The following is a 17,859-nucleotide window of genomic DNA, read 5'->3' as shown; positions in this document are numbered from 1 at the left end:
AAAATAATATATGAAGATACTAGTCTTAAAAATAAGTTTAAGAGCAAATTGGGTTCATTCCCTTAAGGAAAAAAGAATGATAGTAAAAAGTATAATAAAAAAACTACAAAATAATTTTAATGTATCTATTATAGAAGTAGATAATCAAGATGTTCATCAGATAATATCAATAGGAATATGTAGTATAAGTTTAGAATTTAGTATGTGTGATTCAATAAAAGAAAAAATAATAAACTTTATAGAAGATAATACTGATGCATTAATGTTTGAAATAGAAGAAGAAATAATAAATTACTAAAAAGGACTTAAAGTTAAGTCCTTTTTTTATTACAAAAAATAACAATCATAAATACCTTATATTAGTAAAAGATAAAAACATATAGAAATTTACTAATAGGAGGTAAAAATATGAGCAAGCAAAATGCAAAAAAAGCTCTAAAGCAACTAAAAATGGAAGTTGCAGCTGATTATGGGATGACTTATGATGATGCATTTGAAATAATAGAAAATGCACATGTAAATGAAGTTTTAGCTAATCATTTAAAAAGAGTAGAAGAACATAAGACTTATTTTTCTAACAAATTAAATAATCAAAATTAATATAACTTAAGCATAAGAGGTGTATAATATGAAAAAGCTAGCTAGTATATTAGTTGCATTTATAATGGCTATTGTACCTATTAATACAAGTTTTGCAAATGATACGGGAAACATAAATGTATCCTCAAAATCCGCAGTACTTATGGATGTAGGTAGCGGAAAAGTTTTATATGAAAAACAAGCACATGAAAAGTTGCCACCAGCTAGTGTAACAAAAGTAATGACTATGCTTTTATGTATGGAAGCACTAGAAAGTGGTAAGCTAAAATTAACAGATGAAGTGCAAATAAGTGAAAATGCATCTAGTATGGGTGGAAGTCAGATATTTTTAGAAGCTGGAGAAGTACAAGATGTAGATACGTTAATAAAAGGTATAGCAGTAGCATCAGCAAATGACGCTTGTGTAGCTATGGGAGAACATATTGGAGGAAGTGTAGAAGGCTTTGTAGATATGATGAATAAAAAGGCTAAAGAATTAGGTATGAAGGATACTAACTTTGTAAACACTAATGGTCTTCCAGTTGATAATCACTACACTACTGCTTATGATATAGCTTTAATGTCTAGAGAGCTATTAAAGCATGAAGCTATAAGTAAGTACCTTACAACTTGGATGGACAAGGTTGTAGTAGGAAAGAAAAAGGTAGAAGTAGGACTTGCTAATACTAATAAGATGGTAAAACACTATCAAGGTACAACAGGTGTTAAAACAGGATTTACACAACAGGCAAAATATTGTTTATCTGCATCAGCTAAAAGAGGAAATACTCATTTAATAGCAGTAACATTAGGTGCAGAAACTTCACCAGAAAGATTTAAAGATTCTTCTAACTTACTAAACTATGGATTTGCAAATTATGAAAGTGTTAATCTTTGTACAAAAGATGATAAAATAGCAAACATAAAGATAGATAAAGCTGAAGATGAAAATATAGAATTAGTTGCAAAAGATGATTTAAGCCTTTTAATCAAAAAGGGTGGAAATAAAAACTTTGAAAGAAAAGTTAAGTTAAATGAAAATCTAAAACTTCCTATCAAAAAGGGAAGTGTACTTGGACAGATGGAAATATATCAAAATAAAAAGTCTATAGGGAAAGTGGACTTAGTAAATAATAAAGATATAAATAAAGCTGGATATATGAAAATGCTACAAAGGGTTATAGAAAACATGTTTTAAAAAATAGGTGCCTTAAACAACTTTTATAGTTAGAATAAGGCACCTATTTTTACTAATAACAAAAACATCTAGATTTAGATGTTATAAATTTCATAAAAATTTCTTCTGATTTACTGAATTTATGATTTTTTCTATAAGATATATAATAATTAAATTTAGTATCTAATTCTTTTACATCAACTTTTTTTAGAGTTTGATTTCTAAGTTCTTGTCTAATTGTAATTTTAGGAACAAAAGAAAGTCCTCTACCAGAAACTACAGATTGTTTTATTGCTTCAGGGGAATTAAATGAAAATATTATATTTAGTTTATTAACATCTAAACCATTTTTTCTAAGTATATTCTCTAAATTAAGCCTAGTAGCAGATGAATCTTCTCTCATTACTATTGGTATATTATAAATATCATCTATAGATATTTTATTATAAGTAGAATCTGGACTTGCAACTAAAACAAGTTCATCAGAAAGTATAGATACACATTCTAAGTCATTAGGAACAGATGATTCTTGGATTATTCCTAAGTTTAGGGTCATATCTTGTATTTTTTTTATAATTGAAAAAGTACTATCTATATGCATGGATATATTTATATCACTGTATATTTGTTTAAAAGTATATAAAGTACAAGGAAGGGCATAGTCCCCCATACTCCTACATGAACCTATATTTAAATCAGTATTTCTTTCTTCAAGTTTTTTTAAAGAAAGATGTATATTATCTTCAAGTGCTAATATAGCATCTGCATAATCATAAACTATCTTACCTTCTTCAGTAAGTTCAACGCCTCGACGTCCTCTATTTAATAGACATACTCCAAGAGTATTTTCAAGACTTTGGATTTGCATACTAAGACCAGGCTGACTTAAGTGAAGCATCTTAGCAGCTTTAGATATACTTTTAAATTTAACAGTATTGTAAAACGAACGTAAATGTATAAGATTCATAAACACTCTCCTAAAAGTTTTTCAAATAAATGATAATTAATTCTTACAATAAATACATTATATAACAAAACGTTATCATATATAACAAATACTTATATAAAATGATATAAAAACTATGTTAATATTTAAATATGAACTTGATATAAAATTAACGAGTAATTAATATTATAAAAAATATTTCAAAGAGGTGAAGAAATTGAGTAGGAAAATTTTAATAGTAGGTGGAGTTGCAGGTGGAGCTTCAGCTGCTGCTAGGCTTAGAAGACTTAATGAAAATGATAAAATAATAATGTTTGAAAAAGGGCCACATGTATCTTTCTCAAATTGTTGTTTACCATATCACTTAAGTGAAGTTATAGAGGATGCAGAGTCTTTAGTTTTTATGCAACCAGATAAGTTCTTTAATCAATATAGAATAGATGCAAGAATAAATAATGAAGTTATAGATATAGATAGAACAAATAAAAAAATTAAAGTTAAAGATTTAATAAACAATAAAGAGTATGAAGAAAGTTACGATAAGTTAATATTATCTCCTGGTGCAAATCCAATAGTACCTAATATACCTGGAATTGAAAATATAAATGTATTTACAGTTAGAAATGTTGTTGATATAGCAAAATTAAAATATTTTGCTAATAAGTCATATGAAAATAAAGTAACTGTAATAGGTGGAGGATTTGTAGGAGTTGAAGTTACTGAAAATCTTAGAGAAGCTGGATATGATGTAACATTAATAGAAGCATCTAAGCAAATAATGAAGCCATTTGACTATGATATGGTACAAATACTTCATAAAGAGTTAGATGATAAAGGAGTTAACTTAATATTAGAAGATAAGGTAGTAGCATTTGAAGATGGACATACTGTACTATATTCAGGAAGAAAAATAAAGTCAGACGTAGTTATTATGGCTATAGGAGTTACTCCTGATACTAAGTTAGCTAAACAAGCAGGGCTAGATATAGGTGAAACTGGATCTATAAAGGTAGATCACAATTATTGTACAAATGATAAAGACATATATGCAGTAGGGGATGCAATAGAAGTATATAATGCTTTAACTCATAGAAAAACTAGATTACCACTTGCAGGGCCTGCTCAAAAACAAGCAAGAGCTGTTGCAGATCATATAAACAATATTCAAGTTAGAAATACTGGATTTATAGGTTCTTCAGTTATAAAAGTATTTGATTTAAATGGAGCATCTACTGGTCTTAATGAAAATATGATAAAGGAATTAGACATTAATATAGACTATGAAGTTGCAAGGGTTATACCTTCAGATAAAGTTGGATTAATGCCAGGAGCAAATCCAATGCACTTTAAATTAATATTTGAAGTACCAACAGGAAAAATACTAGGAGCACAAGCTATAGGTAAAGGAAGTGTAGACAAAAGAATAGATGTTATAGCAACTCTTATAAAATTTGGTGCAACTGTAGAAGATTTAAAAGATTTAGAGTTATGTTATGCACCAACATTTTCAACTGCAAAGGATGTAGTAAACCATGCTGGATATGTAGCATCTAATTTACTTAACAATACATTTAAGCAAGTACCTGTTACAAAGGTTAGAGAGCTAGTAGAAAATGGGGAATATATAATAGATGTTAGAGAAGAAAATGAATTTGAATTAGGTCATGTAGTAGGGGCTAAAAACATACCTTTAAGTCAATTAAGAGATAGATTAGATGAAATACCAAAGGATAAAACATTATATGTACACTGTAGAAGTGCACAAAGAAGTTATAATGCAGTATTAGCACTTAAGCAGTTAGGATTTGAAAATGTATATAATATAGCTGGAAGCTTTTTAGGTATATGCTTATATGAATATTTTAATGATAAGACTAAAAATAGAAAGCCTATAGTTACACAATATAATTTTAATTAGGGGACAATTTGGAGGAGTAATATGATATATAATTTCGATGAAATAATGGATCGTAGTAACAATTTTTCAGCAAAGTATGATGAGGCTAAAAATAAATTTGGGAGAGATGATATAATACCTCTTTGGATTGCTGATATGGATTTAAAAACAGCACAGCCTATAATAGATGCAATAATAGGAAGAGCTAATCAAGGGATGTTTGGATATGTATCAAGACCAGAAAGATACTTTGAATTAGTAAGAGAGTGGCAATTAAAGAGAAATAATTGGGATGTTGATACAAAGTATATGGCACATGCTACAGGAGTAATGCCAATGATGTGTCATTTTATGAGAGAGTTTTTAAATGAAGGTGATAAGGTTATAGTTCAACCACCAGTATATTCGGAATTCTTTACAGCTGTAAAAGATTGGGGAGGAGAATTAGTATACAATCCTTTAAAGCTAGTAGATGGAGATTATCAAATGGACTTTGAAGACTTAGAAAAGAAGCTTAAAGATGGGGCTAAGTTTTTAATAGTTTGTAATCCTCATAACCCAGTTGGGAGAGTTTGGAGTAGAGAAGAACTAACTAAACTTGGTAATTTATGTTTAGAAAACAATGTTATGGTTATATCTGATGAAATACATTCAGACTTAATATTATTTAATAACAAGCATATACCAATGGCATCTATAAATGAAAACTTTAAAAAGAATACTATAACTTGTATGTCAGCTACAAAGACTTTTAATTTAGCAGGTCTTCAAGTATCAACTACAGTATTTCCTAACTTAGAAATGAAAAAGATATATGAAGATGTACAAGGAAAGTTGGATTCTAAAAGAAACAATGCATTTAGTGTAGTGGCAAATATGGCAGCTTATGCTCATGGTGAAGAATGGTTAGAGCAATTATTAACTTACTTAGAAGGTAATGTTGAGTTTATAAATAACTTCTGTAAAGAACATATACCACAAATAAAGCCAAATACTCCAGACTGTACATATTTAATGTGGCTAGATTGTAAGGATTTAGGGCTAGAGGGAGATAAATTAGTTGATTTCTTTACAAATGAAGCTAGACTTGGATTAAATGATGGAAGAAGTTTTGGAATAGGTGGAGAAGGCTATATGAGATTAAATGTAGCTTGTTCTAGAAAGTTATTAGAAAAAGCTATGAATCAATTAAAAGAAGCAGTAGATAAGAAAAACTTATAGGGGAGTATAGGTTTTAAAATAAGGGATTATAGCTAGTTTAGTTATAATCTCTTGAAAATAAATTTATCTAAGAGTTAATGATTTATATAACTAATAATAATTTTGCTCAAAAGGAAAAGGGTTTTATACATTGTTTTAAATAAAATTTTATAATACGGGGGTTTATTATGGAAATTAAAGCACCGGCAAAGTCAAAAAAGAGCTTTCTTTTAAGATCTTTAGACACAGTTGAAAGAGTAGGTAATTCGCTACCTCATCCAGCGACAATATTTATAATATTAACAGCAGTTGTAATATTAGGATCAGCTATTGCAAGTAGTATGGGTCTTTCTGTAAGTTATGATGCTTATGACCAAGCAACTGGAGCTATAGTTGAAACTCAAGTTGTAGCAGAAAGTTTACTATCACCAGATGGTATTAGATATATGTTTACTTCTATAGTATCAAACTTTACTAGCTTTTTTGCACTAGGACCAGTATTTGTAATAATACTATGTGTTGGAGTTGCAGAAGGAACAGGATTTTTATCAGCAGCCTTAAGAAAAGTAGCAAAAGTTACACCAAAGAAGATGGTTACAGCTATGATAATATTCTTGGGAATAATGTCAAATGTAGCATCATCTACTGGATATGTTGTATTAGTTCCATTAGGAGCAATAATATTTATGAGTTTTAAAAGACATCCAATCGCAGGTATGGCAGCAGCATTTGCAGGAGTATCTGGAGGATGGAGTGCAAACTTACTTATAGGTACAAATGACCCAATGTTTGCAGGTATATCAACAGAAGCTGCAAATATGATAAATCCAGAATACTTTGTTCAACCAACAGCTAACTGGTACTTTATGATAGCATCAACTTTCTTAATAGTAGCAGTAGGAACATTTGTAACAGAAAAAATAGTAGAGCCAAGACTTGGAAAATATGTATCAGATGAAGACGCAGTAGTTGAAGATATAACAGACCTTGAAAAAAGAGGTATGAAGTGGGGAGTATTATCATTAATAGTTTATATAGCATTTATAGGATTATTAGTACTTCCTCAAAATGGAGTACTTAGAGACCCAGAAACTGGTTCAATATTAACTTCACCATTTATGAGTAGTATTATACCTATAATGGCATGTTTATTTTTGGTACCTGGAATATTCTATGGAATAGGAGCTAAGGTTATAAAAAATGATAAAGATGTTATAGAGTTAATGATAAAAGGTGTAACTAGTATAGCAGGATTTTTAGTTTTAGTATTCTTTGCAGGACAATTTATAAAGTTCTTTGACTATTCAAAGCTTGGAACTATAATGTCAGTTAATGGAGCACATTTCTTAGAAAATACAGGCTTTGTAGGATTACCACTTATAATATGCTTTATAGTTTTAACAGCTCTTTTAAATATAATAATAGCTGTTGACTCTGCTAAATGGGTTTTAATGGCTCCAATATTTGTTCCTATGTTTATGCAAATAGGATTATCACCAGAGCTTACTCAATTAGTATTTAGAATAGGAGATTCATGTACTAATGTTATAGCACCACTTATGCCATTCTTTGCACTTATAGTGGCCTTTTGTCAAAAGTATGAGAAAAAAGCTGGGGTTGGTACATTAATAACAACAATGTTACCATACTCAATAGCATTTTTAATAGGATGGACGTTATTATTTATAGTTTGGTATACATTTGGTTTACCAATAGGACCAGGATCACCATTATTTTATGGAGCATAATATAAATTAGGAGATAGTGAATATGAAACCTAAAGTTCAAAAGATAAAGAGATTATTAAGAGAAAATAATATTGATGGAGTTATAGTAAACTCTCCGGAAAATTTTACTTATATAACAGCTTATTCTTCACATCAACATACAGTATCTAGACAAGCACATTTTGCTGTAAGTGTATTAGATAACAAAGAAGAAAGTAGGGCTATAGCTATAGGAATGGATTTTGAAAGTGAAGCATTTTCTGATTATATGGACTGTATAGTTAAAAAATATAGTACATGGGTTGGGGGAAAAACTTTTGAAGAAGTTTTAGCTAATAAAGAAGTTGTATCTAATAAAATTTTTGTAACTTCATTAGATGTAGTAGTTGAAAGTATAAAAGAATTAAATCTTGAAGATAAAAAAGTAGGTATAGAACTTGATTTTATATCAGCAACATATTTTGATTCTTTAAAGAGAGCTCTTCCTAATGTGGATTTTGTAAATGTTTCTAATTTATTTATAGAAGCTAGAAGTGTTAAAGAAGATGATGAAATAGAATACTTTAGAAAGTTAGCTAGAGTAGCTGATGAGGCACTTTTACATACAAGTCAGTTTGTTAAAGAGGGAGTAAGTGAAAGAGAACTGTTTGATATATACTGTAAAAAGGTAATGGAATCAGGAATATGCTTCCCAAGTGGATGGTCATCATTTTGTGCAGGTGAAAATTCAGGAAGACTTTGTCGATCTACTGATAGGATAATAAAAAATGGAGATGTAGTAAAATTCGACGGGGGGGTAAATGGAGACACTAACTTTTATACAACAGATTTTTCTAGAAGTTGGATAGTTGGAGATGCTCACCCAGTACTTAGTGAGTTAAAGCAAAGATTAGTTGAAGCTCAAAGGCTTATGATAGATTCAGTTAAACCAGGACTTGGTTTTGATGAATTATTCTCAATAGGATTTAATTATGTAAAAGAAAAGTATAAGTTCTATGAAAGAGGTCATCTAGGACATAGTATAAGTATGGGACCTCAAACGGCAGAGTCACCATTTATATCATTAAGCGAAAAAAGAAAGCTAGAAGTTGGTATGATACTTTGTATAGAAACACCATGTTATATATCTGGATTTGGTGGATTTAATATAGAAGATATGATATTAGTTACAGAAGATGGTTGTGAAGTATTAACACCACTTACACCACATTATAAATAAAAATAGAAGGTAGTGTTAAAGTGCTTAACACTACCTTTTTATATACTGATGAAATTATAATATTTTAAAAGTTATGAAAAATTGTTGTATAGTAAGTTTATATATTTATTTTGAATTTATTAATAAGGTAGATATTAACATGATTACTTTTAAATATTAATACGCATAATATTATATGAAAATATATTGTAGGAGGTAATTGAATGAGAGCACTTTCAGAAATAGAAAATCTATCTTTAGCAGCAGTGTTAAAAATGGAATCTGATGGTTTAATTATGCAAAGAGCAATAGATTCTTTAATATCAGATGAAGACTTAAAGAGACAATCAGAGGCTAGTATATTAGCAACAGAAGGAAGAATTAAAGCAATACAACAATTTATAGTTGAGAATAAAATACCAGCTACTGAGGAGGAATAGATACTATGAGAAATATGCTAGGAAATTTAATAAAAGATAATGCAGATCTAAACGATGAAATAATAGCTTTAGGTATGCTTTCATCTGCAAAAGAAGCTGCAGACATGTATCTTAATTCTACATTAACAAGTAGTACACCAGAATTAAGAGCGCTATATTCAGCATCATTAACTCAAATGGTTGGAGGTCATACAGCACTTACTGAATTAAGTCTTAATAAGGGATGGATTAAGCCATATGATACTCCTATTCAACAATTAACATGTGCTTATAATGAATCAAAACATGTTATTAGCGAAAATAGATAGTTATATTTCAATTTTAAAGAACTTAAATTGTAACCTTTATTTTGTCATTCAACCGACAGGATAATAAAAAATGGAGCGTAGTTAAATTCGACGGGGGGGGTAAATGGAGACACTAACTTTTATACAACAGATTTATCTAGAAGTTGGATAGTTAAAGCTCAAAGGCTTATGATAGATTTAGTTAAGCCAGTACTTGGTTTTAATGAATTATTCTCAATAGGATTTAATTATGTAAAGGAAAAGTATAAGTTCTATGAAAGAGGTCATTTAGAACATAGTATAAGTATGGGACCTCAAACGGTGGAGACACCATTTATATCATTAATCGAAAAAAGAAAACTAGAAGCTAGTATGATACTTTGTATAGAAACACCATGTTATATATCTGGATTTGGTGGATTTAATATAAAAGATATGATATTAGTTACTGAAGATGGTTGTGAAGTATTAACACCACTTACACCACATTAAAAATAATATATAAATTAAAAAGGCAGCTATTAATAAATAATTAGTAGCTGCCTTTTAATGTAATAGATTAGTGGTTAACATATAAGTATCTGATTATACAAAAGTTTTGATTATGAATTAATTACTTGATATAATAAAATTAAAACTAAATATAGGAGATGAAAAAATGAATTTAGATTATATATTGTCAACGGTAGTTGCAATTGCTGTTGCTATAAGCGTTCATGAGTTTGGTCATGCGTATTCGGCACACTTACTGGGGGATGATACAGCTAAGATGTATGGAAGAATGACTATAAATCCAGCTAAGCATATAGACCCTATTGGGCTTTTAATGATGATTATATTTAAAATAGGTTGGGCAAAACCTGTTCCTGTTAATCCAAATAATTTTAAAAACTACAAGATAGGAAATGTGTTAGTTTCATTTTCAGGAGCTATAGCAAACATTATAACTGCTATAATATGTGTGCTTATAAATAAGTATATAAATATGCATGCTATTAATTTAATAGCTTCTATGACTATGATATATAATGTAGGTTTTGCTGCATTTAACTTACTTCCTCTACCTCCACTTGATGGATGGGGAATAGTATCAACATTTATACCATATAAATACAATGAATATGTTTATAGATATGAAAATATGAGTAGTATAATATTTTTAGTTTTAATATTTACAGGATTAGTTGGTATATTTGTAGAACCAATAAGAGATATAATAATTAACATAGTATTTTTATTTGCATAATTTAAGAGGTAATCCATGAAGTATAATATACATTTACAGGTTTATGATGGACCACTAGATTTATTATATGATATGATATCTAAGCAAAAGATAGATATAAAGGACATATCAATAATAGAAATAACAAAACAATACATAAATTATATAAAAATGCTAGAGAAAATGGACTTAGAGGTAACTAGTGAATTTATAACAATGGCATCTAAGTTACTTCAAATAAAATCTAAGTATTTATTATATAAACAAAAAGAAGATGAAGAAAGTGTTGACCCTAGACTTGAATTAGTAGAACAATTAGAAGAATATAAAAAGTTCAAGCTAGCAACAGATTCTATAAAAGATAACATAACTTATATAGATGAATTATTCTTTAGAAAAAAAGAAGAAATAATAACAGATGAAAAAGTAGAATTAGAAGATATATCTATAGAGGCTATAAAAAATATACTTCCTTTAATACTTAAAGTAAAATCTGTTGAAGATGAAAAAGTAGAAGATAAAAGATTAGACAAAATAGTAAGAGGTAGAATAATACCTGTTGAAGAAAAGATATCTTTTATAAGAAGTATAATAGAAGTAGAAAAAGAAGTAAGATTTACAAAGATAATAGAGTCTTGTGATAAAGATGAAGTTATAGCAACATTTTTATCTATATTAGAAATGATAAAAGGAAAAGAAGTAATAGTAGAACAAGACTTATTCTTTGATGACATAATAATAAAGAAAAGCTCGGAGTGATAAAATGAGACGTGAAGATATTAAAAATATTATAGAAGCTATAATGTTTGCTTACTCAGAACCTATAAGTATTGGTGAGCTAAATAGTATAATAAATGAAGAGCTATCAAGCAAAGAGATAGAGTTAATGTTAAACTCTTTAATAGAAGAGTATAAGGAAAACAATAGAGGTATACAAATAATAAAATTAGAAAATAAATACCAAATGACTACTAACAAAGAGTATGCAGGATTTATAAAAAAATTATTAGAACCAAAAAAAAAGAAAACACTAAGTCAGGCAACTCTTGAAACACTAACTATAATAGCCTACAAACAACCTATAACAAAGGTTGAAGTAGAAAATATAAGAGGAGTAAAATGTGATAGAGCAATATCTGTTTTACTTGAAAATGAACTTATAAAAGAAGCTGGAAGGTTAGAAAAAATAGGGAAACCTATAATATATAAAACTACTGATGAGTTTTTAAAATTACTAAGCATAGAAAGCTTAGATGATTTACCACCATTAAATGAAGAAAAAGAAATCCAATAGGTTTATCCTATTGGATTTTTTACATTCAAGATAATTATATTAAGTATAAAACTATTGATAACTCATAAAGGTAAGATATTTCAATAGCTTTGAAAATGTAAAAAATAATATTTTAAGCAACGGACAAAGTCGTTGGCGATATGAGCGAAGCGAATTTTTTTAATTATATTAATTTTAATAAAAAACTTACTTTTCTTTATACATCTTTAAAAGTATTTCTTCGCCTTTAGTAACTAATGATTTAGTCATAGCTCCTCCAACTAGCTCTCCAGCAAGAACATTCTTATATATCCCTTCTAGTGTGTTTTGAGGGGCATTACTTTCAATTTTATCACTAACTTCATTGTAGTTAAATCCTTGTTCATTAGCAATTTCCATTTTAAGCATATTTAAAGCTTGTTTTGCATTTTGGTTAATTGGTTTATTCATAGAATACATCCTTTCATTTGTTGTATTTATAAAATAGGATATACGTAATTTAAAATATAATACAAGATATTAAAATTCTATATAAAAGTATATGAAATTACTGCTTATATAACTTTATATTTAAATTAATATCTGTATTTTTTTGTATATATATTCAATATTTAGAAATAATAAAACTATGAGATACAGTGTGTTATTAATTATTTGTATAGTAATAGTATTATTACTAATACTATTTAACTCAAAGTTACATATATTAATCATTTCTAAAGTAAAGAATGAACATATAAGGGTAGATTTAAGGATAAAGTATTTCTTTAATATAATAAATATAAATATACCACTTTATCCAACTAATAAAAAATGTACCAAAACTAAGAAGGGAGAAATTAAAAGAAATAGAAGCATATACAATTCAAATTTAAAAGAAATAAAAGTAGTATTTGGGTTACTAAAAAGAGTTAAGATAGAAGAAATATATATAGATATAAATTTCGGCAGTGAAAATATACCTTTTACAAGTTTTATATATGTACTTATAAATTTTATTTATTCTAGCATAATAAACATTATAAACTCTAATAAGGTATATTTAAATGTAAAACCAGATTTTACTAAAAACTTTATAAATTGTGATTCAAAGATAGAAATAAAACCGACAATAAAAGATATAATAATAATATCGATTGCTATATATAAAATTTACATTAAAATTAATAAAGGTAAAAGGAATGGTGGTAATATTGAAATCGACAAACTCAATAAAAAGTCTTATGGAGACAACATTTGAAACTATTAAAGGCTCAATAGATGCAAATACAGTAATAGGAGACCCTATAAAAACAGATACAACAGTTGTTGTACCTATATCAAAAATAACAATAGGATTTGGTATAGGTGGAGGAGATTACTCTAGAGGTCCACATAAAGAAAATAGAATTTTAAAAGTAGAATGGGACAATGAAACAAACTTTGCAGGAGGAAGTGCAGGAGCCATATCTATACAACCCGTAGCATTTGTAGTAGTTGAAGATGGTGAAACAAGACTTATGAGCTTAGATAACAATATAAATATGGTAGACAATATATTAGCAGTTACACCAAAGGTTATAGAAAAAATTCAAAAGTTATCTAAGAAGGATGATTTAAACAAAAAACAATGCTAATAGTAAGTAAATTAGGGCTATCTAGAGTTTAAAATAAATAAATTATAGATAGCTTTATTTTAGCAAATACTTTGAAAGCAAATAATTTAATTGGTAAATATTAAAATTGTGTAGTATAATAAAGTGTATAGTTAAAATACTAACTAATGTAGAGGGTATTATAGGGTGTATAGAGCAAAATTTCGAGGTGAAGAGCTATGAACAACAGAGAAATTTCTACATTAATGGTGGACAGTATGAATGACTTTGCTAACTTAGTAAAGCTTATAAGTGCGGAGAGGGTGCAACATGATAGTGTTTTAACAGAGAGGCAATTTGTTACATTAAGCAGAATAAATATGCATAAAAAAATCGAGCTTAAAAATTTAAGTAAAGATTTATATGTATCAACTTCTAGTTTATGTATATTATTAAACAAATTGGTGGAACAAGGATATGTGTACAGAGAAGAAGATCCAAAGGATAGAAGAAATACTTTCTACTGTATAACTGAAAAAGGGCATGTTTTAATCAAAGCTGAAGTAGACCATTTACTAGATGTAATAGGTCATAGAATAGAAAAGTTAGATGAAGATAAAAAAGAAAGGTTATACAACTGTATGGTTGAATCAAGCGTTATATTTAAGGAATTATTATAAAATAAAATAAAAAATCATACCAAATTATGTTATAATGAAAATAACCTAAGATTTTTATTTTCTTCTTACATTTATTATTAGGAAATAAAAGTATATTTGCTCGCTAAATTAGCGAGCATTTTTTTACATGTAATTAAATTATATTAAGCATAAATCTATTGATAACTCATGAAAATAATATATATTAATAGGTTTAAAAATTTACCTTTTAATATTAAAATTAAATTTATCAAATAAAAGTACTGGTATATATACTATATTAGTTGAAATTATAAATACAATGATATTTAAAATATTAAAATTGGAAAAATCACGATTAAAATTAAAGTTTGTAAAAATATTTAAGAAAAATAAAAATGAAAAATATATTATACAAGTAATTAAATTATCTTTAATAGCACTAGAGCTTACCTTAAATTTTCTAACTTCTATTAGATATACATTAGCATATACTAATATCATTTTAGAAAATATAAGTAAGAAATAAAGTATATTTGGAAACCTATAAGGAATACTTTTAAAAAATATTATCTCACCTATAGAACAAGCCAAACTCCATGAAAAAAATACATTAAACAATTGATATCTTTTAAAATATAAAATTGCTATGCAAATATAAGAACAAAATCGACCTGGTCCAATAGGTAGTGAATTTAATGTATCATAACCTCCCATAGATATTAATGAAACTTGTTCAGATACTATTTCTAATATAATAAGTGCACATATTACTTTCTCAACAATATAACTATAAGGTAATAAATTTTTAGTAAGCTTTGGACAAACATATAGAAATATTGAAAATAATAAAAGTATAGTTAGATGTTCTTTAGAAAAAATGAAATCTCCATTCATAAATAACTCTCCTAAGATAAATTTAATAAAATCAAGTATACGGCATATCCAAAAATTTTATATATACTAAAGTATATTTTGAGGCTACAAAAATAGAAGTAATAAAATTTGTATTAATTTGTGGTAGTGTAACAAAAAAAAATTAAAATAATAAATTGATAATATACTATTCAAGACATTAAAAAATAAACAATTTAAGGATGTGAATATATTGAAAAAGGGTAGTGGGAAAATATGTGCAGATGCTGGGAGCAAGTATTGCCCGTGTCATCTTGCTTACTCAGGGGATTGTATAAAATGTCCTCTTATAAGAGGAGAAAAATGCTCAAGTTGTTCATGGCAAGGAGTATGTATTTATAATGAACTTAAGCATAGTGAGAATTCAAAAATTAAACAAAGAGAAGAATATATCTGTGATATAAAAGATATAAAAGAAATTAAGGATAATGTATACCTTATAAAAATACAAGTTCCTAAAAATATCATAATAGATTTAAAAAGCCCAGGAGCTTACATGCTTATTAAGGGGATAGACAAGGATAGAGATATATTTAACACGCCTATATCTGTTATGGATGTGGATGATAAAGAAAACATACTAGAAATAATCATAAAGCCAGTAGGAGTAAAGACTAAAAATATAATAAACTTTAAAAAAATAAGAGTAAAAGGACCGTATTTTAATGGAATATTTGGGATTAAAGAAATAAAATCTACATCCGGAGAAAATGTAGTTGTAATAGGCAATGGATTATCTTTAGTAAACTCTATAAATGTAGTCAAAAGACTTATAGAGAATAATAACAAGGTAGAAGTGTTTATAAATAACCAAGCAGATATATTAGATGAAGTAGTAGATAAGTTAGAAAAATTAGGAATAAATGTATATATAACTGATATAAATGAAAATAAAGACTTCTTATTAGACTATATAAAAAGAAATGATATAAGCCTAGTGTATTCAGCTGGAGGCAATAGATTTAATAAATATATTATGGATATTGTAGATGAATACAGCAAAGATATAAAATTTGCTATATCAAACAATAACTTAATATGTTGCGGTGAAGGAATATGTGGTGCTTGCATAATCAATGTAAATGGAGAAAAAGTTAAATCTTGTAAGATGCAAATAAACAGTAGAGATTTTTTAAATTCTAACAATGTATAGGGGGAGTTGTAATGCCTAAAGTAGTTGTTATTGGTGGTGGATGGTCAGGATGTGCTGCTGCCATATCTGCTAAAAAAGCAGGTGCTGATGTTACCGTATTAGAAAAAACAGACTTATTAATAGGTCTAGGTAATGTTGGTGGAATAATGAGAAATAACGGAAGATATACAGCAGCAGAAGAAGCAATAGCACTAGGTGCTAGAGAGTTATTTGAAATCACTGATAAATATTGTACTCATAAAGATATAAATTTCCCAGGACATGATCATGCTACATTGTATAATGTAACAAAGGTAGAAAGACAAGTAAGAAATAAATTAATAGAAATGGGAATAGACGTTAGATTATTTAGCAGAGTTGTAGATGCAGAGGTTGAAAACGGTAATATAAAAGCTGTAATTTTAGAAGATGGAGAAAAAGTATATGGTGAAGCATTTGTTGAAACAACAGGTTCAGCAGGTCCTATGGGTAACTGTACAAAGTATGGTAATGGGTGTGCAATGTGTATACTAAGATGTCCATCTTTTGGAGGAAGAGTGAGTATAAGTGAAACTTGTGGATTAGAAGATATGATGGGAAGAAGAAATAATGGTGACTTTGGTGCATTTAGTGGTTCTATGAAACTATTAAAAGAATCTTTAAGTGAAGATATACAAAAGGAATTAAATGAAAAAGGATGTGCAGTAATAGCGCTACCTGATGAACTTAAAAATGAAAAGAAGTTAGACTTAAAGGTATGTCAACAATATGCTCTACCTGCATTTTCTGATAATATAGTTTTACTAGATACAGGTCATGCAAAACTTATGAGTCCATTTTTTGCTATAGAAAAACTAAGAAAAGTTAAAGGCTTTGAGAATGCTTGTATAGTTGACCCATATGCTGGTGGTAAGGGTAATTCTATTAGATATTTATCTGTAGCCAAAAGAGATAACTATATGAGAGCTAAAGGTATAAATAACTTATTTGTTGGTGGAGAAAAATCAGGATTTTATGTAGGTCATACAGAGGCAATATGTACAGGAAGCTTGGCAGGACATAATGCAGCTAGAAGCTGTGTTGGAATGTATTTACTTCAACTTCCAACTAATTTATTAATAGGTGATTTTTTAGCTTATTCTAATAATGAAATGCAAAAAGAAGGTGGAGATAAGTTAAGATTTACATTTGCAGGAAGTATTTATTTTAATAGGATGAAGGAGCTAGGATTTTATACTATAGATAAGGATGTTATAAGGGATAGGGTTAGAAAGGCTAGTCTGGAAGGTATATATGACAAGAAGGTTATAGGTTAGGCATTTTGCCTAGCCTTTTTTATAGGGATTATATAGTTGCGAAAGTTAAATTTCTGTATAGAATATATTATAAAAGGGGTGGAGGTGATGTATATGAAGAGATTAAATAATTATATAAATTTTGGATTATTATTCAATATTATTTTCTTGTTAGGAAATTGCACTAATTTACTTCCAGAGTTTATAAAAGGGATATGTGTTGGATTAGGTTTTACATTAATATTTATTGGGATATATTCAGAAACTCATGATGTATCTAAAATAGGAAAATACAAAAAAGGGTACTTAATAAATTACTATCAAAATGATATTTTATTTATTATATAAATTTAAAT

The 17,859-nt window shown here is 27.9% G+C and carries 22 protein-coding genes; 19 read left to right on the top strand and 3 right to left on the bottom strand.

What is annotated here, in order from left to right; translation table 11 throughout:
- Positions 1-10 precede the first annotated feature (10 nt).
- The 3 genes from ABCP60_RS10675 (at position 11) to ABCP60_RS10665 (ending at position 1,777) form a co-directional block, all read left to right on the top strand.
- Positions 11-298: a DUF503 domain-containing protein gene (locus tag ABCP60_RS10675; RefSeq protein WP_195237290.1), complete on the top strand. Its 288-nt coding sequence runs from the start codon at positions 11-13 to the stop codon at positions 296-298.
- A gap of 110 nt (positions 299-408) precedes the next feature.
- Complete coding sequence (locus tag ABCP60_RS10670) at positions 409-600, top strand: CD1290 family small acid-soluble spore protein (protein WP_092924629.1); 192 nt, start codon at positions 409-411, stop codon at positions 598-600.
- Positions 601-628: 28 nt separating this feature from the next.
- Positions 629-1,777, top strand: a complete 1,149-nt coding sequence (locus ABCP60_RS10665; RefSeq protein WP_343101741.1) for a D-alanyl-D-alanine carboxypeptidase family protein — start codon at positions 629-631, stop codon at positions 1,775-1,777.
- Between the two features lie 52 nt (positions 1,778-1,829).
- Here ABCP60_RS10665 and ABCP60_RS10660 read toward each other — a convergent pair whose 3' ends face one another.
- Positions 1,830-2,723, bottom strand: coding sequence for a LysR family transcriptional regulator (locus ABCP60_RS10660; protein WP_195928531.1), 894 nt, complete (start codon positions 2,721-2,723; stop codon positions 1,830-1,832).
- Positions 2,724-2,919: 196 nt separating this feature from the next.
- Here ABCP60_RS10660 and ABCP60_RS10655 point away from each other — a divergent pair, with 196 nt between their 5' ends.
- The 10 genes from ABCP60_RS10655 to scpB all read left to right on the top strand — a co-directional run bounded on the left by ABCP60_RS10655 (position 2,920) and on the right by scpB (position 11,970).
- Complete coding sequence (locus ABCP60_RS10655; RefSeq protein WP_343101740.1) at positions 2,920-4,620, top strand: FAD-dependent oxidoreductase; 1,701 nt, start codon at positions 2,920-2,922, stop codon at positions 4,618-4,620.
- Positions 4,621-4,641: 21 nt separating this feature from the next.
- Positions 4,642-5,820: a MalY/PatB family protein gene (locus tag ABCP60_RS10650; protein ID WP_166505810.1), complete on the top strand. Its 1,179-nt coding sequence runs from the start codon at positions 4,642-4,644 to the stop codon at positions 5,818-5,820.
- A 167-nt stretch (positions 5,821-5,987) separates the two neighbouring features.
- Positions 5,988-7,547 (top strand): AbgT family transporter, encoded by a 1,560-nt coding sequence (locus ABCP60_RS10645; protein WP_343101739.1) that lies wholly within the window; start codon positions 5,988-5,990, stop codon positions 7,545-7,547.
- 22 nt (positions 7,548-7,569) lie between these two features.
- Entirely contained in the window at positions 7,570-8,745 is a 1,176-nt protein-coding gene (locus tag ABCP60_RS10640; RefSeq protein WP_343101738.1) for a Xaa-Pro peptidase family protein, read from the top strand.
- Between the two features lie 203 nt (positions 8,746-8,948).
- Complete coding sequence (locus tag ABCP60_RS10635) at positions 8,949-9,164, top strand: hypothetical protein (RefSeq protein ID WP_092924643.1); 216 nt, start codon at positions 8,949-8,951, stop codon at positions 9,162-9,164.
- Between the two features lie 5 nt (positions 9,165-9,169).
- Positions 9,170-9,472, top strand: a complete 303-nt coding sequence (locus tag ABCP60_RS10630; RefSeq protein WP_166505808.1) for a spore coat protein — start codon at positions 9,170-9,172, stop codon at positions 9,470-9,472.
- A 147-nt stretch (positions 9,473-9,619) separates the two neighbouring features.
- The gene (locus ABCP60_RS10625) at positions 9,620-9,943 is read left to right on the top strand and encodes a M24 family metallopeptidase (RefSeq protein ID WP_343101747.1); all 324 of its coding nucleotides are present in this window, start codon (positions 9,620-9,622) and stop codon (positions 9,941-9,943) included.
- A gap of 166 nt (positions 9,944-10,109) precedes the next feature.
- Complete coding sequence (locus ABCP60_RS10620; protein ID WP_343101737.1) at positions 10,110-10,697, top strand: site-2 protease family protein; 588 nt, start codon at positions 10,110-10,112, stop codon at positions 10,695-10,697.
- A 15-nt stretch (positions 10,698-10,712) separates the two neighbouring features.
- The gene (locus tag ABCP60_RS10615) at positions 10,713-11,435 is read left to right on the top strand and encodes a segregation/condensation protein A (protein WP_092924651.1); all 723 of its coding nucleotides are present in this window, start codon (positions 10,713-10,715) and stop codon (positions 11,433-11,435) included.
- Between the two features lie 4 nt (positions 11,436-11,439).
- Positions 11,440-11,970 carry an SMC-Scp complex subunit ScpB gene (gene scpB, locus ABCP60_RS10610; RefSeq protein ID WP_092924653.1) on the top strand — a complete coding sequence of 177 codons (531 nt, stop codon included), beginning with the start codon at positions 11,440-11,442 and terminating at the stop codon, positions 11,968-11,970.
- A 186-nt stretch (positions 11,971-12,156) separates the two neighbouring features.
- On the opposite strand, the gene ABCP60_RS10605 is transcribed toward scpB, so the two are convergent.
- On the bottom strand, positions 12,157-12,399 hold the full coding sequence (locus ABCP60_RS10605; RefSeq protein ID WP_242871303.1) for a small, acid-soluble spore protein, alpha/beta type: 243 nt from the start codon (positions 12,397-12,399) through the stop codon (positions 12,157-12,159).
- Positions 12,400-12,589: 190 nt separating this feature from the next.
- On the opposite strand from ABCP60_RS10605, the gene ABCP60_RS10600 reads away from it, so the two are divergent.
- From ABCP60_RS10600 to ABCP60_RS10590, 3 genes are all read left to right on the top strand, one after another.
- Positions 12,590-13,189, top strand: coding sequence for a DUF2953 domain-containing protein (locus ABCP60_RS10600; RefSeq protein WP_195237298.1), 600 nt, complete (start codon positions 12,590-12,592; stop codon positions 13,187-13,189).
- The gene (locus ABCP60_RS10595) at positions 13,143-13,565 is read left to right on the top strand and encodes a spore germination protein GerW family protein (protein ID WP_343101736.1); all 423 of its coding nucleotides are present in this window, start codon (positions 13,143-13,145) and stop codon (positions 13,563-13,565) included. The genes ABCP60_RS10600 and ABCP60_RS10595 overlap by 47 nt, the downstream gene beginning before the upstream one ends.
- 197 nt (positions 13,566-13,762) lie before the next feature.
- Positions 13,763-14,203, top strand: a complete 441-nt coding sequence (locus tag ABCP60_RS10590) for a MarR family winged helix-turn-helix transcriptional regulator (protein WP_092924659.1) — start codon at positions 13,763-13,765, stop codon at positions 14,201-14,203.
- A 201-nt stretch (positions 14,204-14,404) separates the two neighbouring features.
- On the opposite strand, the gene ABCP60_RS10585 is transcribed toward ABCP60_RS10590, so the two are convergent.
- On the bottom strand, positions 14,405-15,058 hold the full coding sequence (locus tag ABCP60_RS10585; RefSeq protein WP_343101735.1) for a hypothetical protein: 654 nt from the start codon (positions 15,056-15,058) through the stop codon (positions 14,405-14,407).
- A gap of 202 nt (positions 15,059-15,260) precedes the next feature.
- On the opposite strand from ABCP60_RS10585, the gene ABCP60_RS10580 reads away from it, so the two are divergent.
- From ABCP60_RS10580 to ABCP60_RS10570, 3 genes are all read left to right on the top strand, one after another.
- Positions 15,261-16,229: a hypothetical protein gene (locus tag ABCP60_RS10580; protein WP_166505804.1), complete on the top strand. Its 969-nt coding sequence runs from the start codon at positions 15,261-15,263 to the stop codon at positions 16,227-16,229.
- An 11-nt stretch (positions 16,230-16,240) separates the two neighbouring features.
- A complete protein-coding gene (locus ABCP60_RS10575; RefSeq protein ID WP_195928535.1) occupies positions 16,241-17,524 on the top strand; it encodes an FAD-dependent oxidoreductase in 1,284 nt (427 codons plus the stop codon).
- A gap of 93 nt (positions 17,525-17,617) precedes the next feature.
- Positions 17,618-17,851: a hypothetical protein gene (locus ABCP60_RS10570; protein ID WP_195928536.1), complete on the top strand. Its 234-nt coding sequence runs from the start codon at positions 17,618-17,620 to the stop codon at positions 17,849-17,851.
- Positions 17,852-17,859 lie beyond the last annotated feature (8 nt).

The sequence above is a fragment of the Romboutsia sp. MSSM.1001216sp_RTP31141st1_G3_RTP31141_220114 genome, from assembly GCF_039031195.1.
Taxonomy (GTDB): domain Bacteria; phylum Bacillota; class Clostridia; order Peptostreptococcales; family Peptostreptococcaceae; genus Romboutsia_C; species Romboutsia_C hominis.
This window is presented reverse-complemented; position numbering and strand designations above follow the sequence as displayed.